20 protein-coding genes are annotated in these 20537 nt (G+C 65.6%); 9 read left to right on the plus strand and 11 right to left on the minus strand.

Translation table 11 applies throughout. The annotated features are described in order from the left end of the window. Positions 1–169 precede the first annotated feature (169 nt). The 4 genes from DY467_RS18610 to DY467_RS18625 are packed head-to-tail and all read left to right on the plus strand — an operon-like array spanning position 170 to position 3483. On the plus strand, positions 170–1366 hold the full coding sequence (locus DY467_RS18610) for a CaiB/BaiF CoA transferase family protein (RefSeq protein ID WP_164638122.1): 1197 nt from the start codon (positions 170–172) through the stop codon (positions 1364–1366). 20 nt (positions 1367–1386) lie between these two features. After that, positions 1387–1863 (plus strand): MaoC family dehydratase, encoded by a 477-nt coding sequence (locus DY467_RS18615; RefSeq protein WP_349627659.1) that lies wholly within the window; start codon positions 1387–1389, stop codon positions 1861–1863. Next, complete coding sequence (locus DY467_RS18620) at positions 1863–2711, plus strand: HpcH/HpaI aldolase/citrate lyase family protein (RefSeq protein ID WP_164638126.1); 849 nt, start codon at positions 1863–1865, stop codon at positions 2709–2711. The genes DY467_RS18615 and DY467_RS18620 overlap by 1 nt, the downstream gene beginning before the upstream one ends. A 40-nt stretch (positions 2712–2751) precedes the next feature. Beyond that, entirely contained in the window at positions 2752–3483 is a 732-nt protein-coding gene (locus DY467_RS18625; protein WP_164638129.1) for an IclR family transcriptional regulator, read from the plus strand. 144 nt (positions 3484–3627) lie between these two features. Here DY467_RS18625 and DY467_RS18630 read toward each other — a convergent pair whose 3' ends face one another. Continuing rightward, a complete protein-coding gene (locus DY467_RS18630; protein WP_164638131.1) occupies positions 3628–4671 on the minus strand; it encodes a GMP reductase in 1044 nt (347 codons plus the stop codon). 87 nt (positions 4672–4758) lie between these two features. Here DY467_RS18630 and DY467_RS18635 point away from each other — a divergent pair, with 87 nt between their 5' ends. Then, positions 4759–5664, plus strand: a complete 906-nt coding sequence (locus DY467_RS18635) for a ketopantoate reductase family protein (protein ID WP_164638133.1) — start codon at positions 4759–4761, stop codon at positions 5662–5664. A 1-nt stretch (position 5665) separates the two neighbouring features. Here DY467_RS18635 and DY467_RS18640 read toward each other — a convergent pair whose 3' ends face one another. Beyond that, positions 5666–6415 carry a thermonuclease family protein gene (locus DY467_RS18640; RefSeq protein WP_164638135.1) on the minus strand — a complete coding sequence of 250 codons (750 nt, stop codon included), beginning with the start codon at positions 6413–6415 and terminating at the stop codon, positions 5666–5668. A gap of 127 nt (positions 6416–6542) precedes the next feature. Between DY467_RS18640 and DY467_RS18645 the strand changes: the two genes are divergently transcribed. After that, positions 6543–7457, plus strand: a complete 915-nt coding sequence (locus tag DY467_RS18645) for a PaaI family thioesterase (RefSeq protein WP_164638137.1) — start codon at positions 6543–6545, stop codon at positions 7455–7457. 180 nt (positions 7458–7637) lie between these two features. Further along, positions 7638–8840 (plus strand): GGDEF domain-containing protein, encoded by a 1203-nt coding sequence (locus tag DY467_RS18650; RefSeq protein ID WP_164638140.1) that lies wholly within the window; start codon positions 7638–7640, stop codon positions 8838–8840. On the opposite strand, the gene DY467_RS18655 is transcribed toward DY467_RS18650, so the two are convergent. The 4 genes from DY467_RS18655 to DY467_RS18670 all read right to left on the minus strand — a co-directional run bounded on the left by DY467_RS18655 (position 8841) and on the right by DY467_RS18670 (position 13187). After that, entirely contained in the window at positions 8841–10037 is a 1197-nt protein-coding gene (locus DY467_RS18655) for an acetate/propionate family kinase (RefSeq protein WP_164573228.1), read from the minus strand. Continuing rightward, positions 10034–11449: a bifunctional enoyl-CoA hydratase/phosphate acetyltransferase gene (locus tag DY467_RS18660; protein WP_164638141.1), complete on the minus strand. Its 1416-nt coding sequence runs from the start codon at positions 11447–11449 to the stop codon at positions 10034–10036. The genes DY467_RS18655 and DY467_RS18660 overlap by 4 nt, the downstream gene beginning before the upstream one ends. Positions 11450–11472: 23 nt before the next feature. Further along, positions 11473–12234 (minus strand): enoyl-ACP reductase FabI, encoded by a 762-nt coding sequence (gene fabI / locus DY467_RS18665; RefSeq protein ID WP_164638143.1) that lies wholly within the window; start codon positions 12232–12234, stop codon positions 11473–11475. An 83-nt stretch (positions 12235–12317) separates the two neighbouring features. Continuing rightward, on the minus strand, positions 12318–13187 hold the full coding sequence (locus DY467_RS18670; protein ID WP_164638145.1) for an ADP-polyphosphate phosphotransferase: 870 nt from the start codon (positions 13185–13187) through the stop codon (positions 12318–12320). A 382-nt stretch (positions 13188–13569) separates the two neighbouring features. Here DY467_RS18670 and DY467_RS18675 point away from each other — a divergent pair, with 382 nt between their 5' ends. Continuing rightward, positions 13570–14952, plus strand: a complete 1383-nt coding sequence (locus tag DY467_RS18675; RefSeq protein WP_164638147.1) for a hypothetical protein — start codon at positions 13570–13572, stop codon at positions 14950–14952. Between the two features lie 81 nt (positions 14953–15033). On the opposite strand, the gene DY467_RS18680 is transcribed toward DY467_RS18675, so the two are convergent. The 5 genes from DY467_RS18680 to DY467_RS18700 form a co-directional block, all read right to left on the minus strand. After that, on the minus strand, positions 15034–15438 hold the full coding sequence (locus tag DY467_RS18680; protein WP_164638149.1) for a BA14K family protein: 405 nt from the start codon (positions 15436–15438) through the stop codon (positions 15034–15036). Positions 15439–15717: 279 nt separating this feature from the next. Further along, positions 15718–16773 (minus strand): SDR family oxidoreductase, encoded by a 1056-nt coding sequence (locus DY467_RS18685; RefSeq protein WP_164638151.1) that lies wholly within the window; start codon positions 16771–16773, stop codon positions 15718–15720. A gap of 175 nt (positions 16774–16948) precedes the next feature. Beyond that, entirely contained in the window at positions 16949–18511 is a 1563-nt protein-coding gene (locus tag DY467_RS18690) for a Do family serine endopeptidase (protein WP_164638153.1), read from the minus strand. Positions 18512–18771: 260 nt separating this feature from the next. Then, a complete protein-coding gene (locus DY467_RS18695; protein ID WP_164638155.1) occupies positions 18772–19260 on the minus strand; it encodes a hypothetical protein in 489 nt (162 codons plus the stop codon). A 107-nt stretch (positions 19261–19367) separates the two neighbouring features. Continuing rightward, positions 19368–19649 carry a hypothetical protein gene (locus tag DY467_RS18700; protein ID WP_164638157.1) on the minus strand — a complete coding sequence of 94 codons (282 nt, stop codon included), beginning with the start codon at positions 19647–19649 and terminating at the stop codon, positions 19368–19370. 157 nt (positions 19650–19806) lie between these two features. On the opposite strand from DY467_RS18700, the gene DY467_RS18705 reads away from it, so the two are divergent. Then, positions 19807–20537, plus strand: a 731-nt coding sequence (locus DY467_RS18705) for an ATP-binding cassette domain-containing protein (protein WP_164638159.1), incomplete at its 3' end; no start/stop codon positions are given.

Consider the following 20537-nt stretch of genomic DNA (forward strand, 5'->3'; position numbering starts at 1 on the left):
GGCCGGGGCGGCTTGTGCCGCTTTGATGGGGGGATCGTACATACAGGTGAATTTTTCAGTCAATATGATGGACAATGCATAGAGGCATGCGCCGGGCGAACACCCAAATCGATTGACCGCGTTATTTTTTGAATTCTAGCTACACAGACGTGAACTGAAGGATCGCGCGTTGGGACCTCTGGCTGGCATTACGATACTTGACCTGACCTCGGTGCTGATGGGGCCCTATGCCACTCAGACGCTCGCCGACATGGGCGCGGACGTCATCAAGGTCGAGAGCCCGGAGGGCGACATCGTCCGGCACATCGGTCCCGGCCGCACGCCCGGCATGGGCGGGATGTTTCTCAACACCAATCGCGGCAAGCGCAGCATCGTCATCGACCTCAAACAGGACGATGGCCGGCAGGCGCTGCTGCGGCTCGCCGCGCGGGCCAACGCGCTGATCTACAACGTGCGTCCGCAGGCGATGGCGCGGCTCGGCTTGAGCTACGAGCAGGTCGCCGCGGTTAATCCGGGCATCGTCTATCTCGGCGCGTTCGGCTACGGCCAGGACGGTCCCTACGCCGCCAAGCCGGCCTATGACGACCTGATCCAGGGCGCTGCCGGCGTCCCGACCCTGCTCGCGGCGGCCGGTGACGGCACCCCGCGCTACGTGCCGATCACCATCGCCGACCGCATCGTCGGGCTGATGGCCGTCAACGCCATGCTCGGCGCACTGCTGCATCAGCAGCGCACCGGCGAAGGCCAGCGCATCGACGTGCCGATGTTCGAGTCGATGGCCTCATTCGTGCTGGTCGATCATCTCGGCGGACTGACGTATGAGCCGCCGCTCGACCATGGCGGCTACGCCCGCCTGCTGTCGCGCTCCCGCAAGCCGTACCGCACCAGCGACGGCTATCTGTGCGTGCTGATCTACAACGACAAGCAATGGCGCAGCTTCTTCGAGGCGATCGACCGCACCGATTTCCTGGCGCAGCCACGCTTCGCCAATCACGCGGCGCGCACCCGGCACATCGACGAGATCTACGAAGAGATCGGCGCCATCTTCCAAACCCGCACCACAGCCGAATGGCGCGAACTGCTGGAGCGCGCCGATATTCCGGTGATGCCGATGCACAGCACGGAGTCGATCCTCGACGATCCGCATCTGCGTGCGGTCGGCTTCTTCGAGACCATCGAGCACCCGGTCGAAGGGCGCGTACGCCAGATGAAAGTGCCGTCGACCTGGAGCGCGACACAGCCGGAGCCCGGCGCTCCGGCGCCGACGCTTGGCGGCAACGGCCGCGACATACTCATCGAAGCAGGCTTCTCGGCCGCGGAGATCGAACGCCTGGGCCACAGCAAGGCGGTGCATCTGCCCGACTGACAACCGGCCCGCGGGCCCAATTGAATCACAGGGAGACGACGATCATGGCGGGGATGTATTTCGAGGAATTCGAGGTCGGCCAGGAATACCGGCATGCGCTGACGCGCACGGTGACCGAGATGGATAACACGATGTTCAGCCTGCTGACGCTGAACCCGCAGCCGCTGCACATCGACGCGCATTTTGCGGAGAAGACCGAATTCGGCCAGCGTATTTTCAACAGCCTGTACACGCTCGGCATCATGATCGGCATGACCGTCTATGATACGACGCTGGGCACGACCGTTGCTAATCTCGGCATGACCGACGTGACCTTCCCCAAGCCCGTGTTCCACGGTGATACGCTGCGCGCCACCACGAAAGTGCTGTCGAAACGCGAGTCGAAGTCGCGCCCAAACGCCGGCATCATCGAGTTCGAACACCACGCGCTGAACCAGAACGACGAGATCGTTGGCAGGTGCCTGCGCACGGCGCTGATGCACAAGAGGCCGGCCTGATGCGTTCGATGCTGTTCGTGCCGGGCGACAGCCCGCGCAAATTCGAGAAGGCGTCGCAAGGCGCGGCCGACGCGCTGATCATCGACCTCGAAGATTCCGTCGTCGCCGAGAAGAAGGACGAAGCCCGCAGCCTGACCCGCACCATGCTGCAGGCACCGCGCGGCCGGCAGAAGCTCTATGTCCGCGTCAACGCGCTCGACACCGCCCGCACGCTCGGCGACCTCGCTGCCGTGATGCCGGCGCGGCCCGACGGCATGGTGTTGCCGAAATCGCGCGGCGGTGACGACGTGCGCAACGTTGCGCTGTGGCTCGATGCGTTCGAAGCCGCCGCGGGCATCGAGTCTGGAGCGACCCGGATCGTCGTGGTCGCGACCGAGACCGCCGGCTCGATCTTCGGACTCGGCAGCTACAAGGACTGCTCGCCGCGGCTTGCCGGGCTGATGTGGGGCGCGGAAGACCTCGCCGCCTCGCTCGGCGCCACCGAAAACGGCTCGGCCGGCCTGTTTCACAGCCCGTACCGGCTCGCGCGCGACCTGTGCCTGATGGGCGCGGCGGCGGCCGAGGTCACCGCGATCGACACCGTCTATACCGACATCGACAATCTCGCCGGGCTGGAAGCGGAGACCCGCGCCGCGCGGCGCGACGGCTTTGCCTGCAAGGCGCTGATCCACCCCAAGCACGTCGACATCGTCAACGCCGCCTTCGCCCCAACCGAGGCTGAACGGAGCTGGGCCGAAAAAGTGATTGCGGCGTTCGCCGACAATCCCGACGCCGGCACGCTGCGGCTCGACGGCAAGATGCTCGACAAGCCACATCTGCGCGCCGCGCAGAAGATTCTCGGACTATGACAAGCGCGGGTGGCCGGATCGGCCGCCCCGAGGGCCTCTGATGATCGTTCGCCAAGCCGCAAATGTTCTGGACATCCTGGAATACTTCGCGCGCGTGAAGAAGCCGGCGACGCTGGCGGAAATCGCCGATCATTTCGGCTGGCCGCGCTCGTCGACCTTCAACCTGCTGACCACGCTGGCCGAGAAGGGCTATCTGTACGAACCGCGGCCGCGCGCCGGCTATTATCCGACGCCGCGCTGGCTGGTAATGGCTCGGGAAGTCGCGGAGGTCGAACCGCTGCCGGGCTGGACTCACGCGCTGATCGCGGCGCTGTCGGCGGAGACCGGTGAGACCGTCGCGATCGCGGCGCCGGCCGGAGTGATGGCGGTATTCATCGACGTTGTCGAATCCGCAGCCGCGATCCGCTACTTCGCCAAGGTCGGTCACCGCGTGCCGATCCATGCGACGTCGAGCGGCCGGGCGCTGCTGCTGCAATACTCCAAGGACGAGCGCGACTCGTTGTATCGCAAGATCGAGTTCAAGCAATACAACCACACCACCCCGATCAGCATCGAGGCGGTCGAGGCAGAGTTGCGCATATCCATCGAGCGCGGCTATTGCCAGAGCTTTGCCGATTACAGCCGCGACCTCGCCGGGGTCGCGGTGCCGCTGCCGATCGGCGAGCGCCGGCTGTCGGTGGTGGTCGCAGGTCCGGAATATCGCATCGGCGACAAGACCGCGGCGATTGCCGTGACGCTGCAGCAGTTCGTCGAGCGGTTTCGGACGCAATAGTCATTCTGCGCCGCAGCCGACCAGTCCCGTCATTGCGAGGAGCGTAGCGACGAAGCAATCCAGAGGCAGCACGCGAGGCTCCTGGATTGCTTCGCTCCGCTCGCAATGACGTGGAAAGGGGCCGTGAAGCCCCTCGCACTGAGCTCAGCGATCGAACACCGTGTTACGCTGGGCGTTGACCAGGATGAAGGTGGTCCGCTTCGGAATTTCCTTCAGGTTTTCGGCGCCGATATAGGTCATCGCCGAGCGCAGGCCACCGGCGATCTTTTCGACCGTGGCGCGCACCTCGCCGCGATACGGCACCTCCACGGTCTTGCCTTCGGCGGCGCGATAATCGGCGACGCCGCCGTGATACTTGTTCATCGCGGTCTCTGACGACATGCCGTAGAACACCATGCTGGTCGGGGCCTTCTGCCCACCTTGCTCGGCATATTTCAATTCACCGCCGCACTCGTCATGGCCGGCCAGCATGCCGCCGAGCATGACGAAGTCCGCGCCGCCGCCATAAGCCTTGGCGAGGTCGCCGGGAACGACGCAGCCGCCGTCGGAGCAGACGTGGCCTTTCAGGCCGTGTGCCGCGTCGGCGCATTCGATCACCGCCGAGAGCTGCGGATAGCCGACGCCGGTGAGATCGCGCGTGGTACACACCGAGCCTGAACCGATGCCGACACGAACGATGTCGGCGCCAGCGATCACCAGCGCCTCGGTCATCTCCGCGGTGACCACCGTGCCGGCCATGATGATCGCGTCCGGATTCTCGTCGCGCAGCTTGGCCACCGCGCGCACGAACGCTTCGGTGTAGCCATTGGCGACGTCGATGTTCAGCATCGGCACCTTGACCTTGGCCTTCACCGCCGCGAGCCGCTCCCAATCGGCCGAGCCGGTGCCGACGGTAACGAACACGTTGGGATCCTCGTCGCCGGCGAGATACTCGGCCAGCCGATCGGGATGATGGAACTTGTGCAGGGCGACCAGCGCGCCGAACGGCCTAAAGGCCTTCGCCATCTCCAGCGTGCCGATGGTGTCCATGTTGGAGGCGATCAGCGGAAAGCCGGTCCAGGCCCGGCTGGAATGGCGGAAGCGGAAGTCGCGCTTGATGTTGGCCTCGAACCGCGACGACAGCACCGAACGCTTGGGCCGGATCAGCACGTCGCGAAAGTCGAGCTTCGGGTTCAAATCGATGTGCACGCACGCCACTCCCGGTTTCATCGGCCGAACGCCGACCTTAAGAAGGAAACATTGCGCATTGGTTGGCGCACGGGAAGGGAGAACGGAATGCAAGTGGCGGTGATGGGGGCCGGCGCGGTCGGGTGCTATTTCGGCGGGCTGCTGGCGCTGGACGGCCATGACGTCACGCTGATCGGGCGTCCGAACCATGTCGCCGCGATCGACTCGAACGGCTTGCGGCTGGAGACCAAGACCGGCACGCAGATGATCCCGCTGAAGGCCGCCACCGAGCCGGCTGCGATCGCCCCGCCCGATCTGGTGTTGTTCTGCGTCAAATCCGCCGATACCGAAGCCGCAGGCCGCGCGCTGCAGCCGCGGCTGAAGCCGGACAGCGTGATCCTCAGCCTGCAGAACGGCGTCGACAACGCAGCGAGACTGCAAGCCGCGATCGGCCATCCGGTGATCGCCTCGGTGGTGTATGTCGGCACCGAAATGGCCGGCCCGGGCCACGTCAAGCATCATGGCCGCGGCGAATTGCTGATCGGCGCCTCGGCGCAGAGCGATGCGATCGCGGCCGCGCTGACGGCGGCGAAGATCCCGACCACCGTGGCGCCCGACATCGATCAAGCGCTGTGGTCGAAGCTGATCCTGAACTGCGCCTACAACGCGCTGTCGGCGGTCGCCGACCTGCCCTACGGCGCGCTGCTGGCGATCGACGGCACCGAGCAGGTGGTCCGCAACGTGATCGACGAATGCATCGCAGTGGCCCGCGCCGGCGGCGTCAGGGTGCCCGACGATGTCCTCACCAAGACACTGGCGCTGCCCGGCGCGATGCCGAGCCAGAAATCATCCACTGCGCAGGATCTGGCACGCGGCAAGCCGAGCGAGATCGACTTTCTCAACGGCACCGTCGCTCGCCTCGGCGCCGCGCACGGGGTGCCGACGCCGACCAATCTGGCGCTGACCGTCATGGTCAAGCTGGTCGAGAGCCGCCGCGGCGTCGGCGCCGCGTGAGTTACGGCGTCAGCTTGATCCGGCAGTTGTAGGCTTTGCGGAAGCCGGCCGCGCGGGCATCGTCCTCCGAGCAGAACCAGCGGTTCGGCTTGGTCAGACTGGCGTAGCTCGGGCAGCCGCGGATCTGATACACGCCGACATTGCCGGTGATGCGGGCGCGGCGCGCCAGCTTGCCCTTGATGGTGCAGCCCGGCAGCATCGCCGGCTGATCAGGAAACATCACGTCGATCAGCTCGGTATGCTTGTCCTCGCGGCAGGCGGCGCCGCGCAGCGGGGCATCCTTGTCCCAGCGGCGAAAGTCGTTCGGCGCGACGAAGCAGCCCTGCCACAGCCCCTTGCGCTCGTCCTTGGCCTTGGTCTCGTCCCCGGCAAAGCGGTCCTTGCCGCCGGCAGCGGCGTTGAGGGCGAAGCCATCCTGCACCAGGCGGCGGCTGAGGCTGTCGCTTTCGCCGGCGATCGCGCAGGTGCCGAGCCGGCGTCCCTTGAATACCGGGTCCGGCCCGAGATCGCGGCAGGTGACGCTTCGGCCGCCGATCAGCTTGACCAGCGCATCGCGGGCTTCGAGGCCGCAGGCCGACGGATCGGCAAACTGGTTGACGCAGCGCTGATCGAGCTCGGGTGCATCGACACCTTCGAGCCGGAAGACCTTGTCGCCGAGCTGCAGGGTGTCTCCGTCCTTCACCACCGCTTCCGCCGCCAAGGCCGGCGCCGCCAGCGAGAGCCCCAGCACCATCACGATCAGTCGACGCATTCCCGAACCCTCGTCCCGTCTGCCGGCCGCTCCGGCCGGACACAGTCATACCAGCCGTGCGCCGAAATGGTAGTCGTGCAGCACCGGACGGCTTTGCGGCTTCGCAAGCGCTTGCTAGAACCAATTCATGTCCGACCAATCGATCCCCGATCCGGTGATGTCGTTCGACGACAAAGCGCGGATGATTCAGAACCGCCGCTCGATCCACGGCGCCATCATCGGCCTGCAACTCGACCGCTACGCGCCCGCGGAAGCGTGGAGCAGCCTGCCCTATCATCCCGTGTTCGTCGGCGACATCTCGACCGGCGTAATCCATGGCGGCGTCGTCACCGCGATGCTCGACGAGAGCTGCGGCATGGCGGTGCAGCTCGCGTTGCCCGGCAGCACCGCAATCGCCACGCTCGACCTGAGGATCGATTACTTGCGGCCGGCGACGCCCGGACAGGTGATGCGGGCGCATGCGCATTGCTATCACCTCACCCGTTCGATCGCGTTCGTCCGCGCCACCGCCTATCAGGACGCCGAGGACGTGCCGATTGCCACCGCAACCGCGATGTTCATGGTCGGCGCCAATCGCACCGACATGCTGCGGCAGACGCCGAAGGTGACGCTCGACTCCGCACCCGAGCTGGTCGCGCCGGACGATCCGGACGATGGGCCACTGGCGATCAGCCCGTATCCGCGCTTCCTCGGCATCCGCGTCGACGGCGATGCCCAGGCGACGATGCCGTATGATCCGAAGCTAGTCGGCAATCCCATTCTGCCGGCGCTGCATGGCGGCGTGATCGGGGCGTTCCTGGAGACCGCCGCGATCGTCAGCGTGCGCCGTGAGATCGGCCTCGCCACCGCGCCGAAGCCGATCGGGCTGACGGTGAACTATCTGCGCTCGGGCCGACCGCTCGACACCTTCGCCAAGGTCTCGATCGTCAAGCAGGGCCGCCGCGTGGTTGCGTTCGAAGCGCAGGCCTATCAGCGCGATCCAGCCGAACCGATCGCGTCGTGCTACGGCCACTTCAAATTACGCTCCGGCGCGGCGGAGTAAACCGCGGCTGTCATTGGTCGAATTCGCCGCTGCCGTTCACCGATTAAGCGGCGATTCACCACACTCCGGCAGGCGGAATCGGTTTCACGCTGGATTCAGCATTGTGGGAATAGGTATCTCGCTGTCGCAACGGGCACAGGCAGTCTGACGCGGCACACTGCTGCGAGATCGACACCTCTGATGACCGCGAACAGCAAGATCGCGAACGCCGTCTACATCGAATTCGTTCGGTTGCTGTACACCGCGCGCTGGCCCATCGTGGTGGTGGGCTGTGCGATGCTGACCACCGGGCTCGCCGTCGCCTGGCAGACTCGCGATGTGGTGATGGCGGTGATCGGGCTCACCGGCATGGCGGTGACGCTGGGACGACTCGCGTTGTGTTTCGCGTTCGACCACGCGGTTGCAAAGCGTCCGCTCGATGTGGCGACGGCGAAGCTGTGGGAGCGCCGGCTCGCGGTCGGCGTGATCTCTACTGGCGTTTGCGTCGGCGCCTTCGCGGTGCGCTGCTTCCTGCTGCCCGATCTCGCCGCGCACATGATCGCCGGCGGTCTGGTGTTCGGCTATTGCGCCGGCACCACCACGCGGTTTTCGATCCGGCCGTGGATCGTGCAGGCCTCGCTGGTGGTCTCAGTCACCCCGGCAGTCGCGGCAGCGCTGTGGAATTTCGACCTGCTGCACGTTGCTCAGGCGGTGCTGTTTCTGCTGTTCGCCTTGGGCGGCCTCGAACTGATCGATTACATCCACGCCACCACCGCCGAACAACTGACGCTACGCGCCGAAGCAACGCGGCTCGCCCGTGCCGACGCGCTGACAAATCTGCCGAACCGGCGGCATCTGGTCGAACACTTCAACGAACTCGCCAAGCGGCTGGCCCGCCATGGCGAAGGCTTCGCGGTGATCAGCCTCGATCTCGATTTCTTTAAAGAAGCCAACGACCGCTTCGGCCATGCGGCCGGCGACGAGATTCTGCGCACCGTCGCCGGGCGGATGACCGAACTGCTGGACGACGAGGACCTTGCGGCGCGGATCGGCGGCGACGAATTCGTCGTGGTGCAGGCCAACGTCTCGGATACGGCAGCAGCCGATGACCTCGGTCGCCGGATCGTGGCGGCGCTATCGGAGCCCTACGCGATCGCCGGCGAAGCCGTAATGCTCGGCGCCAGCTTCGGCAGCGCACTGGCGCCGACCGATGGCGTCACGCTCGACGAATTGCTGCGCAAGGCCGATGAGGCGCTGTATGCGGTGAAGCGCAACCGGCCCGGCCGAGTGCGCGAGGTCACTTCCTGGACCAACCAGGCGCCGTTGGTGCCGGAGATCGGCACCATGCCGGAGCACGACCAGACCACCTCTGCAACGCGGCCGACCAACGCCGACGCCGGCTGATCAGCGCCCACCATCGGCAAGCCGCCAGACATGGCGGGCGATCATCAGATCTTCATCGGTCGGGATCGCCCAGGCCGACACTTTGCTGTCCGGTGCGCTGATCCGCCCTGCCCCCGACAGGCTCGTATTCAGGCCCGGATCAAGGCTCACACCGAGCCAGGCGGCCTGCTCGCAGACGCGGCGCCGGATCTCTGAGGCATGCTCGCCGATGCCGCCGGTGAACACTAGCGCGTCGAGCCCGCCGAGTGCGGCGGCGAGCGAGCCGAGCTCACGGGAAATGCGATAGACGAACAATTCAATCGCCTCGCAGGCGCGCGGATCGTCGCTCGCCAGCAGCGTGCGCATGTCGTCGCTGATGCCCGACACGCCGAGCAATCCCGACTCGCGATACAGCAGATCCTCGATCTCGCGCGGCGTCATGCTCTTCTCTTCGAGCAGATACAGCACCACGCCCGGATCGAGCTCGCCGCAACGGCTCCCCATCATTAGGCCGTCGAGCGCGGTGAAACCCATCGTGGTGGCGATGCTGCGGCATCTCAGCATCGCGCACATACTGGCGCCGGCGCCGAGATGCGCCACCACCACCCGGCCATCGGCGACCGCCTGTCCGGCGACGTCCGGCAGCCGGCCCGCGATGTACTCATAAGAGAGCCCGTGAAAGCCGTAGCGGCGGACGCCCTGTTCGGTCAGCTCGCGCGGCAGCGCGAAGGCGGTGGCGACCTCCGGCAAGCGATGATGGAATGCGGTGTCGAAACACGCGATCTGGGTCAGCGACGGATGCAGCTTGGCCAGGGCCTCGATCGCCGAGACGTTGTGCGGCTGATGCAGCGGCGCCAGCCTGTCGAACGCGCGAAGCTGGGCGATCACCTCGGGCGTCACATCCACCGGTCCATCGAACAGCGCGCCGCCATGAACCACGCGATGACCGACTGCGCTTAGGCGGTGCTCGGGAAACGTCGTTTCGATCCAGCCGATCAGCACCGCCATCGCGTCGTCGTGGCTGCTGCCCTCGGGCAGGTAGGTATCGTAGCGGGTCGAGCCGTCGCTGTTCACCACCTTGAAATGCGGCCGGTGACCGAGGCTGCCGATGCCGCCTTCGCAGATCAGGTGATCGGCGGTCGGCTCGGTATGCGCTTCATAAAGCGCGAATTTGATACTCGAAGACCCGGCATTGAGGACCAGCAGCACATCGCTCATGCGGCACCTCCGGAAAGGCGCGGCGGCGCCGCGGTGGTGTGGCGGGCGAGCAGCAGCGCGATCGCACAGGAGCCAAGCCGAGCCAGCGTCTTGTCGGCGCGGCTGGTGAGGATGATCGGCACCCGCGCGCCGAGCACGATCCCGGCAACGCGGGCGTGTGCCAGATATTCAAGCTGCTTGGCGAGCATGTTGCCGGCTTCGAGGTCAGGCACCACGAAGATGTCGGCGCGCCCTGCGACCGGGGAGACGATACCCTTGGTCTTGGCAGCCTCTTCTGACACCGCATTGTCGAAGGCCAGCGGCCCATCCAGGATGCCGCCTTTGATCTGGCCGCGCTCGGCCATCTTGCACAATGCGGCTGCGTCGAGCGTCGAGCGGATGCTCTCGGTGACGGTTTCGACCGCCGACAGGAGCGCCACCCGCGGCTCGCCGATGCCCAGCGCATGCGCCAGATCAATCGCGTTCTGGATGATGTCGCGCTTATCGGCGAGCGTCGGATAGATGTTGATCGCCGCGTCGGTGACCAGTAGCGCGCGGGGATAGTCCGGCGCGTCGATCGCATAGACATGGCTGATACGGCGTGCGGTGCGGAGACCGCGGGCACGATCGACCACTGCGTGCATCAGCTCGTCGGTGTGCAGCGCGCCCTTCATCACCGCCTCGACCTCGCCGGCTCGCGCCATCGCCACCCCGGCTTCGGCAGCAGCCGCACTGTGCTCGACCGCGACGATCTCATAGCCAGAAAGATCAACCGCAGCCTGGGCGGCGGCTGCGCGTATCTTGGCTTCCGGTCCGACCAGCACCGGCACAATCAGCCCCTCGCGCGCCGCCTCGACAGCGCCGAGCAGCGAGGCGGAATCCACCGGATGCACCACCGCGGTTCGGATCGGCTGCAGCCCGCGCGTCATTTCGATCAGCCGCTCGTAGCGCTGCGCGGTGCGATTGAGATCGATTTCCGGCAGCAGCACCCGCGGCCGCGAAATCTTCTCGACCGGCGCGATCACTTCGGCGAGGCCGGTGATCACCTCTTCGCCGCGTTGATTGGTGGCGCGGCAATCCAGCAGCAGGCGTTTCTTGGCCGCGTTCTTCTCTTTGACCGTGACCGTGACGGTCACGGTGTCGCCGAGCAGCACGGGCCTTGCGAACCGCAGCGACTGATCGAGATAGATCGTGCCTGGTCCGGGCAATTGCGTGCCGAGCAGGGTCGAGATCAGCGCCCCGCCCCACATGCCGTGCGCCACCACCTGATGAAACATGTCACTCTTGGCAAAAGCCGCGTCGACATGCATCGGGTTGACGTCACCCGACATCACCGCGAACACCTCGATGTCGCGATAGGTGAGCGTGCGAACCAGACTGGCGGTGTCACCGACTTCGATCTCATCGAAGGTACGGTTTTGGATCTGCTCCATCATGTTTCTCCAGCCAGCTCCGATCAGCCGATCACATGATAGCCGGCGTCGATGTATTCGATATTGCCGGTGAGCGACCGCGCGCCGTCACCGACCAGAAAAGCGGCAACCGCGCCGACATCCTCGATGCTGACGAGCTGATGCGCCGGCAGCCGGGCGCGGGTGCGCTCCAGGAGTTCGTCGAACCGCGCGATGCCCGACGCGGCCCGCGTCATCAGCGGCCCCGGCGACAGCGCATGAACGCGGATCTTCTTCGGCGCCAGTTCGGCCGCCATGTAGCGCACCGAGCTTTCCAGCGCTGCCTTCACCGGACCCATCAGGTTGTAGTCTTCGACCACCTTCTCCGAGCCGTAGAACGACACGGTGAGCAGGCAGCCGCCGTCCGGCATCAGCGGCTCAGCAAGCTTGGCCATGCGGATGAACGAGTGACACGACACGTCCATCGCCATCGCGAAGCCGGCCTGCGAGCAATCGACCACGCGGCCGTGGAGGTCTTCCTTCGGCGCGAACGCGATCGAATGCAGCAGGAAGTCCAGACGGCCCCATTGCTGGGAGATCCGTTCGAACACAGCCTCGAGTTGACCCGGCTCGCGCACGTCACACGGCACCACGATCGGACAGCCGAGCTGTTCAGCGAGCGGGGCGACGTGAGGCGCGGCCTTGTCGTTGAGATACGTGACGGCGAGTTCGGCGCCGGCGTCGCGAAACGCGCGCGCGCAACCGAATGCGATGCTCTGATCGTTGGCAATGCCGACGACCAGGCCCTTCTTACCTTGCAAGTTCATTTGCTCTCCGTAACCTCAGCACCGTGTCATCACCATGACAGGTGCATGCGACCAACCGCCGAGCGCGGCTGGCACGTCACCGCTCACTTCAGCAATTGCTGGCGCATCCGTAATAGCTCTTTGCGCCGGGCGGGCGTGGTCTCCGGATAGCTCATTTTGAGGGATTCCATGGTCTCGACGATCACCTGCGAGACGATCAGTCGCGCATTCTCCTTGTCGTCGGCCGGAACGGCGTACCACGGCGAGTCATCACTGGAGGTCTCGCTGAGGCACTTCTCGTAGGCGTCCATATAGTCGTCCCAGTACTGTCGCTCTTCGAGGTCGGCGGCGCTGAACTTCCAGTTCTTCTCCGGCTCGTCGATCCGCGCCAGGAAGCGCTTGCATTGCTCCTCCTTCGACAGATGCAGAAAGAATTTGACGATCCGGGTGCCGTTGGCGTGCAGATGTTCCTCCAGATTGCGGATCGACCGGTAGCGTTTGTGCCAGAATGATTTGCCGAAATTTTCGCCATTCGGCACCTGCTCGCTTTGCAGGATGTCCGGGTGAACCCGGACGATCAGCACCTCCTCGTAGTAGGACCGGTTGAAGATGCCGATCCGGCCGCGCTCCGGCAGGTCGCGGGTGGTCCGCCACAGAAAGTCGTGCTGCAGCTCGGTCGCGCTCGGGTGCTTGAAGCTGAACACTTGGCAGCCCTGCGGATTGACCCCGGACATTACGTGCCGGATCACCCCATCCTTGCCGGCGGCGTCCATAGCCTGGAAGATCAGCAGCACGGCGTGGCGGTTGCTGGCGTAGAGCAGCTGCTGCAGGTCGCTCAGCCGTTCGACCTGGGCGCGGAGCAACTCGTGATAGTGCTCCTTGGATTCGTAGAACGGATCGACCTTGGTGGGCCATTTGCCGAGGTCGACTTTATCGCCCTCCTCGACCCGGAATTGCTTGGTCTTGATCTTCATTCCCGTCCTCTCGACGTCCTGAACCCGGGATTCGGCCGGCCGCCGCCCCGGCGGTCTCCCGTTCAGGGGAATTATAACCATCTGCGCGGCGAGGCCGCCACCGGCCCGTCCGCGGCATTGAACTTAGTCAGGCTTCGTTCATGATCGGCGCCCTATGGTTGCAGCCGGCCGGGTATGGGCGCCGCCAAGTGCACACCCGACATAAAGCGACCTCATTTGTACTTCATCTGCGCCCGGCCTGAGGGCTTATCTGGCGGCCTGAAGCGCTTGTGTAGTCAACGGAAATCACTATGGTGCGGGCCGCCCCGGACGGTCTCGGTTGCCGAACTGAGCCGGCACCCGTCGCTTCCGGCGGTCCACAGCGCTGATAAGAGCGGTCGAGATGGACACTTCTATTCCTAGTAAGGTTCTCGCCGCGCAGGCGCGCCGGAGCAACGCGGCGCGGATCGCGCTGTTTGTTCTGCCGCTGCTGCTGCTGGCCCCGGCGATCTGGAACGGCTATCCGCTGCTCCAATACGACACCGGCGGCTACCTCGCCCGCTGGTACGAAGGTTACCTCGTCATCAACCGGGCGACCTCCTACGGCATCTACCTGCATCTCGGGGAGCAGACCCAGTTCTGGCTCAACCTCGGCTTCCAGGCGATCGTTTCGCTGTGGCTGATCCAACTGACGCTGCGGGTATTCGGTATCACCAAACCGTTTCGGCTTGCAGCGATCGGCGTCGGCCTGATCGCCACCACGGCACTGCCGTGGATCACCAGCATGCTGCTGACCGATATCTTCGCCGGCCTGTCGGTGCTGTCGCTGTTCCTGCTGATCGCGTATCGCGACCAGACCTCGGCGGTCGAAAAGGTTCTGCTGTTCGCCTTCACGGCGTTCGCGGCTTCGACCCACAGCGCCACCATGATCGTGCTCACCGGCGTGAGCGTCGCCGGCTGGCTGTTGCTGCCCTGGCTGCGCGGCCGGGTCACCGCGTCGGGCCTCACGCTTGCCAGCTCGGCCCTGCTGGTCGGCGCGCTGCTGGTGCTGAGCTGCAACTACGCGCTGTCGGGCAAATTCACCTGGACCCCGGGCGGCTCCGGAGTCGCGTTCGGCCGGATGCTGCAGGATGGCATCGTCAAGCGCTTCCTCGACGACCACTGCCCCAAGCAACAGCTGAAGCTGTGCCCCTATAAGGACGAGCTGCCGCCGACCGGCGACGACTTCCTGTGGGGTGGCAACAACATGTTCGACAAGCTCGGCCGCTTCGAGGGCATGAGCGACGAGATGGAATTCATCTCCAAGCAGGCCGTGACCGCCTATCCGTGGATGCAGTTCAAGGCTGCGGCCAAGGCGACGTGGGATCAGCTGGTGCATGTGGCAACCGGTGAAGGCACCAATGGCTGGCTGCCGCACACCTACGGCATCATCGAGCGCTATCTGCCCGAGCAGAGTGCGGCGATGCGGGCGGCCAAGCAGCAGCATTGGGACATCAACTTCGACGCCGTGAACCTGGTCCACGTGCCGGTGGCGCTGGGATCGATGGTACTGATGCTGGTGATCCTCGGCTCGGCGCTGTGGCGGCACCGGCTCGACGACGTGACCCTGCTGGCCGGCACGGTGACGCTGGCACTGCTCGGCAATGCGCTGATCTGCGGCATCATCTCGGGACCGCATGACCGTTATGGTTCGCGGATCGTCTGGATCGCTACTTTCACGGCGATGATCGCGGCGATCAAATACTTCATCGACGACCACGACACCGCCGACGACGGCACGGATTGATCGTCGCTTTCGACAAACTCCACAAACAAAAGCCGCGCGGACCTAGTCCGCGCGGCTTTGTCGTTTCAGATGGCCCAGGCGTTACGGGCAGGGGTGACGCTGGCCGTCATAGCCGAGATAGGTGCCTGAGGCCGGATCGTACGAACGGAAGCGCTGCGAGCAATACGCGTCGGCGTCGGCCGCGCCGGCCTGCGCCTGACTGTTGGCGATCGCGCCGCCGATGATCGCGCCGGCCGCGAGGCCGCCAATCGCCGGGCCCCAGCCATAGCCGCCGTGGCGGTGGTAACCGCCATGGCCCCAGCCGCGGTAGCCGTGCCACCCGCCACCATGGTAGCCATGATGGCGCCATTGCACCTGCTGAACGGCGGCCGGCGCCTGCTGTGACGCGGCACCGGGCATCATCGGAGCGGCAGCCGCAGGAGCGGAGGCCACGGCGAGCGAACCCAGCACGAGCGCGGCTGCGGGCAACATGCGCGATATCATCATTGAACTCTCCCTGTTTCTTGAAATCCGTTCGACATCGTCAGGCGCTCCGAGAGCCGGCTGCGCAGACGGTCTGCTGCGACAACGGCTGGTACCACCGACCGTTCCGATGTTTGGCTGCGACGGAGTGCGCGGGCCGCCTCCGCACACAATCAAGTTCCCTTGCCTGCATCGGATGCAACGCTGCGTCCGGTGACCCGAAACACGTCGAGACGCGTAACCGCCCGCAGGTGGTCGATGCGCAGCCGGTCGCGATCCGCGCAGCCGATGCGGGGGGATCGATCAGCGCCGCACCACGACAGGCGGCGGAATAGCTCGGACGCCACCGCTCCCTCGCCGCTCGGCGCGGGCAGCGGCAGTGAGCAGAGCCGCACCGGCTGCCAGCGCCCCTAAGGCCAGTCCGGCGCGAAGCCAGGCCGGATTGAATGGAAACACCCGCGGCGACGCCTGCCGGTCGAACCTGCCATGCGCGCCAGGGTCGCCGCGGCCGGCCGCAAACAAATTATCAGGCCGGTTCGGCATCTCCGGCTCGGCGCTGGTCTCGTTATCAGTGCCGGCACGTGCCAGGATGCGATCGGCGACGGACGGCATCAGCATCTGCGCAACGATCGCTTTGACGACGGAGGCTCCGACCCAATACTCGCGCGGCGCCCGCTCGGCGGCGCGAACCACCGCCTCGGCGATCGCTTCAGGCTGGTAGATCGGCGGCACCGGTGCCGCCTTGCGATCGAATTTGTTGCGCGCCCAATCGAACTGCGGCGTGTTCACCGCAGGCAGATGCACCATGGTGAGGGTGACGGCGCTGTTCTCGTTCAGCAGCTCACTGCGCAGCGAGTCGATGAACCCACGGGTTGCAGCCTTGGCGGCGCAATACGGTGCCTGGAATGGAATCGAGCGATACGCCAGTGCCGAACCGATCGAGATGATCGCACCGCGGTTGCGCGGACGCATGTGACGCAGCGCCGCCAGCGTGCCATGCACTTGGCCGAGATAGCTGACCTTGGTGACTTGGTGAAATTCGTCGGGCGTCAGGTCGCAGCTCGCGCCGTCCACCGTGACCATCGCATTGTTGACCCACAGGTCGATCGGACCGAGATCGGCCTCGACGCGCTCGGCCGCGTCGAATATCGCCTTGGCATCCGCGACATCAGCCTCGATCACCAGTGCTTCGCCGCCGAGGCGAATGATCTCACGCCGGGTGCTTTCGAGTCCCTCGCGCCCTCGCGCAATCAGGCCGACTTTGCAGCCGCGGCGACCGAACGCCACCGCGATCGCCCGGCCAACGCCGGCACTGGCGCCGGTCACCACCACCGTTTCGATGACGTCGCGCCTGGTCATCAGAACTCCCTTTGCGATCCGGACAAAGACGATTTGTCCCGACAACGCAGGGGCAGCGTTTCAGGTTGCTCTGCCGAAGGAGAAATCTCAGTCAGGCTGCAACGACGGCACAAACACACAAGGGACGGCGCTGAGCCGTCCCTTGTCATCGTTCACGAGATGGATGCCGCGCGGCTCAGCCCTTGGCGATCGGCACCGCGACGAAGCGGGCAGCCGAGTCCGCCGTCTTCACCCGCATCAGCACGGTCTTCTTGCCGTCCTTGCTGGCTTCGGTCAGCGCGTTGCGGACGTCGCCCGTATTGGTCACCGCCTTGCCGCCGACGTCGAGAATGACGTCACCGGTGCGCAGGCCCTTGTCGGCGGCAGGCCCGTCCGGATCGATGCCGGTGACGACGACGCCGTTCTTGCCGGCACCGTCGACGTCGCTGGCCGGCGCTACGCGCAGTCCGAGATACGGGCGGGCACCGTCGCGATCACCGCTGTTGTCGGCGACCTTCTGATGATCCCCGGGCATTTCGGCGAGCGTCAGATCGATGGTCTTGGACTGGCCGTTGTGCAACACGTCGAGCTTCACCGAGGAGCCCGGCGTCAGCGTGCTGATGGTGCGGGCCAGCGCGCGGGAGTCCTTGACCTCCTTGCCGTCGACCGCAGTGATCACGTCGCCGGCCTTGATGCCGGCCTTCGCGGCCGGGCTGCCGTCCTGCGGGCTGTCGACCAGGGCGCCGCGGGCCTGCTTCATGCCGAGGCTGTCGGCGATCTCCGCCGTCACCGGCTGCACCTGAACGCCGAGCCAGCCGCGGGTGACGTAGCCCTTGTCCTTGAGCTGCGACACCACCAGCTTCGCGGTCGCGGCCGGAATATCGAAGCCGATGCCGACCGAGCCGCCCGATGGCGAATAGATCGCGGTGTTGACGCCAATCACATTGCCATTGGTGTCGAACGCCGGACCGCCGGAATTGCCCTTGTTGATCGGCGCATCGATCTGCACGTAGTCATCATAGGGGCCCGAGCCGATGTCACGGCCGCGCGCCGAAACGATGCCGGCCGTCACCGTGCCGCCGAGACCGAACGGATTGCCGACCGCGATCACCCAGTCGCCGACTCGCGCCGGCGCATCGGCGAAGTTGACGTGCGGAAAGTCGGTCTTGCCGTCGACCTTGATCAGCGCCAGGTCGGTCTTGTCGTCGGTGCCGACGACCTTCGCGGTATAGATGGTGCCGTCATCGGTGGTCACCTGCACCGACTTGGCGTGATCGACTACATGATTGTTGGTGACCGCGTAGCCATCGGCAGTGATGAAGAAGCCGGAGCCTTCGCCGGTGATCATCTGGTGCCGCTTCGGCGTGCCTTCAGGACCGCGGAAGCCGAACTGACGCTCGAACTGCTGGAACGGCGCGAGGCCGCGCGGCATCTGCATCTGGTCGCCGTCACCATCGTCACGCACCAGCGGCGTGGTCTGGCGATCGTCGTCGATCTTGACCCGGACCGAAATCACCGCCGGCTTCACCTTGTCGACCAGATCGCCGAACCCTGCCGGCGCCGGCTTGCCGTTCTCGGCCGCGTAGGCCGGAGACGTCAGCGACGGCATCTCGCGGTCGAGATAGCCGGCGCCGCCGAGCGCCACCACCATGCTCAAGCCGGCAGCGGAGGCCAGCAGCGAGAGACGCCGCGGCCTCAACACTTTGCGGATATGAGCCTCGGTTTGAGCTGATACGTGGTCGAACTGGTCGCCTTGCATGACGTGGTCTCCATCTGGTCGATCGTGAACGTGAAACGATGAGACCGAATATAGGAGAGCGACCTTACGGCGAGCTGTGCCGGATATTAATCTTCGGCAAGATGCTATCACGCGCACGCGAGCACAGACCGGAGTTTTGCGCAGAGAGAGATTGAAAACGCGGTGCTTACTTACGATTCTGTAAGGGCAGATCAAATGCGAGATTGGCTCACGCGCGAGAGTGACGGCGTCTGCGCTGGCACACGCCGTCGCCTGCTCGCTTAGCGGCGCTTCATCGAGACCGAGATCTGCCGCACGTCATTGCCTTGCGGAACGATCGTGACCGACTGCGACGCGCCGCGGGACGCGACCGACAACGAGGCATTGAAGCCCGGCCCCGCCACCTGCGCCGAGATATTGCCGCCGCGCACCGTGCCCGACACATTGCCGGTGACGTTGCGGGTCGCCTCGCTCCAGGTCCCCGAGAGGCGCCCCCCGGTCTCTTCGACGTTGCTCGAAATGTCGAACTTGTAGCTGTCGCTGGCGCAGGTCAGCTTCTGCTGCATCAGACGGCCGTCGCCGCCGACCGCGTAAGACGCCTGGCAGCGAATCCGCTCGGCGGAGCCGTCCGACATCTGCACCCGTCCATTGCCCGCCCAGTATCCGGCCAAACCATCGAAAGCCCCCGCAGCCACACCCGCAGTGGGCGCGAGCAGCAGCGCACCAGCGAAGCCGGCGGCGAGGACGGGAGCGGCGAAACGAAAGGTCATGAGGGCCTCCGGAGGACGAACGACAGCAAGCGGCGCGGAACCCCGCCGCGCGGGTCTTGCACAACGATCCTGCCGGCGTTCGGTTTCATCGGCCCGCGGCCGTAGCTCTAGCCGAGCAGCGCGATCAGCGTGCCGACGACCACGCCGGCGCAGGCGCCGGACAGGACGAAAACCGAGCCCCACAACAAAAAATAGCCGACCACCGCGCCGAGCGTCTTGTCGAGGTGGTCGCCGTACATCCAGAACGAGGCCGCACAACCGGCGAGGACAATCGCCGCGATCGCGACTCTCAGCCACAGCGCCTGGCGCGACGCGCGCGCCACGAACCAAGCGCCCCACCCGACGGCGGCGGCGAGCAGCACCCAGCCAATGATCAAACGGACGGCCATGATGGTTTCCAGGGTACAGAGGACGACCTACGCCGTGGAGTCGACGAACGGATGACGGATCGCCGCCACGGCGGATTTCCATTACATTATCGGCGCGCTGGCGTCCCTGCCCGGTCGTGGACCTTACGGAATTACCCTGCCGCCGATGTGATGGTGAATGGCTCTCCCTTCTGATTCCGATTCGCGCGAGCCGTCGCCGCTGTTTCAGGGCCGCGGGCTGACCAAGCGATTCGGCAGCTTTGTCGCCAATTGGGCGATCGATCTCGACATCGCCGGCGGCGAAGTTCACGCGCTGCTCGGCGAGAACGGCGCCGGCAAGTCGACCTTGGTGAAGATGATCACCGGGCTGCTGCAGCCGGACGAGGGCCGGATGATCTGGCGCGGGACGCCGATCGCGTTCGCAGGCCCGGCGGAAGCGCGAGCTTGCGGCATTGCCGCGGTGTCGCAGCACTTCGCGCTGTTCGACAATCTCACCGTGGTCGAGAATGTCGCGCTCGGGCTCGATCGCCGGGTTTCGGTCGGCAAGCTGGCGGCGGAGTTGGAGCAGATCTCGGAGCGCTACGGCCTGCCGCTCGATCCCAAGCGCGAAGTATGGCGGCTGTCGGTCGGCGAGCGGCAGCGGATCGAGATCGTCCGCGCACTGCTGCAAGACCCACAGCTTCTGATCCTCGACGAGCCCACCGCGGTGCTGACACCTGCCGAAGCCGACAGGCTGTTCGACGTGCTGGAGCGGCTGAAAGCGGACGGCCGCGCGCTGTTGTACATCTCGCACAAGCTCGACGAAGTGAGGCGGCTTGCCGGCGTCGCCACCATCCTGCGCGCCGGCCGCGTCGTCGGCAGCTGCGACCCGCGCCAGGGAAGCGCCGCTTCGCTGGCCCGGACGATGGT

Origin of the sequence: Rhodopseudomonas sp. BR0G17 (genome assembly GCF_010907025.1) — a bacterium.
GTDB classification, from domain to species: Bacteria; Pseudomonadota; Alphaproteobacteria; order Rhizobiales; family Xanthobacteraceae; genus Rhodopseudomonas; species Rhodopseudomonas palustris_H.

What these genes read in the sequence shown, in the direction of transcription:
- DY467_RS18625 (WP_164638129.1), top strand. Translation starts at nt 2,752, where the DNA reads ATGATCGTTCGCCAAGCCGCAAATGTTCTGGACATCCTGGAATACTTC.
- DY467_RS18680 (WP_164638149.1), bottom strand. Translation starts at nt 15,438, where the DNA reads ATGATGATATCGCGCATGTTGCCCGCAGCCGCGCTCGTGCTGGGTTCG.
- DY467_RS18635 (WP_164638133.1), top strand. Translation starts at nt 4,759, where the DNA reads ATGCAAGTGGCGGTGATGGGGGCCGGCGCGGTCGGGTGCTATTTCGGC.
- DY467_RS18675 (WP_164638147.1), top strand. Translation starts at nt 13,570, where the DNA reads ATGGACACTTCTATTCCTAGTAAGGTTCTCGCCGCGCAGGCGCGCCGG.
- DY467_RS18690 (WP_164638153.1), bottom strand. Translation starts at nt 18,511, where the DNA reads ATGCAAGGCGACCAGTTCGACCACGTATCAGCTCAAACCGAGGCTCAT.
- fabI (WP_164638143.1), bottom strand. Translation starts at nt 12,234, where the DNA reads ATGAACTTGCAAGGTAAGAAGGGCCTGGTCGTCGGCATTGCCAACGAT.
- DY467_RS18650 (WP_164638140.1), top strand. Translation starts at nt 7,638, where the DNA reads ATGACCGCGAACAGCAAGATCGCGAACGCCGTCTACATCGAATTCGTT.
- DY467_RS18655 (WP_164573228.1), bottom strand. Translation starts at nt 10,037, where the DNA reads ATGAGCGATGTGCTGCTGGTCCTCAATGCCGGGTCTTCGAGTATCAAA.
- DY467_RS18640 (WP_164638135.1), bottom strand. Translation starts at nt 6,415, where the DNA reads ATGCGTCGACTGATCGTGATGGTGCTGGGGCTCTCGCTGGCGGCGCCG.
- DY467_RS18670 (WP_164638145.1), bottom strand. Translation starts at nt 13,187, where the DNA reads ATGAAGATCAAGACCAAGCAATTCCGGGTCGAGGAGGGCGATAAAGTC.
- DY467_RS18695 (WP_164638155.1), bottom strand. Translation starts at nt 19,260, where the DNA reads ATGACCTTTCGTTTCGCCGCTCCCGTCCTCGCCGCCGGCTTCGCTGGT.
- DY467_RS18645 (WP_164638137.1), top strand. Translation starts at nt 6,543, where the DNA reads ATGTCCGACCAATCGATCCCCGATCCGGTGATGTCGTTCGACGACAAA.
- DY467_RS18685 (WP_164638151.1), bottom strand. Translation starts at nt 16,773, where the DNA reads ATGACCAGGCGCGACGTCATCGAAACGGTGGTGGTGACCGGCGCCAGT.
- DY467_RS18660 (WP_164638141.1), bottom strand. Translation starts at nt 11,449, where the DNA reads ATGGAGCAGATCCAAAACCGTACCTTCGATGAGATCGAAGTCGGTGAC.
- DY467_RS18620 (WP_164638126.1), top strand. Translation starts at nt 1,863, where the DNA reads ATGCGTTCGATGCTGTTCGTGCCGGGCGACAGCCCGCGCAAATTCGAG.
- DY467_RS18700 (WP_164638157.1), bottom strand. Translation starts at nt 19,649, where the DNA reads ATGGCCGTCCGTTTGATCATTGGCTGGGTGCTGCTCGCCGCCGCCGTC.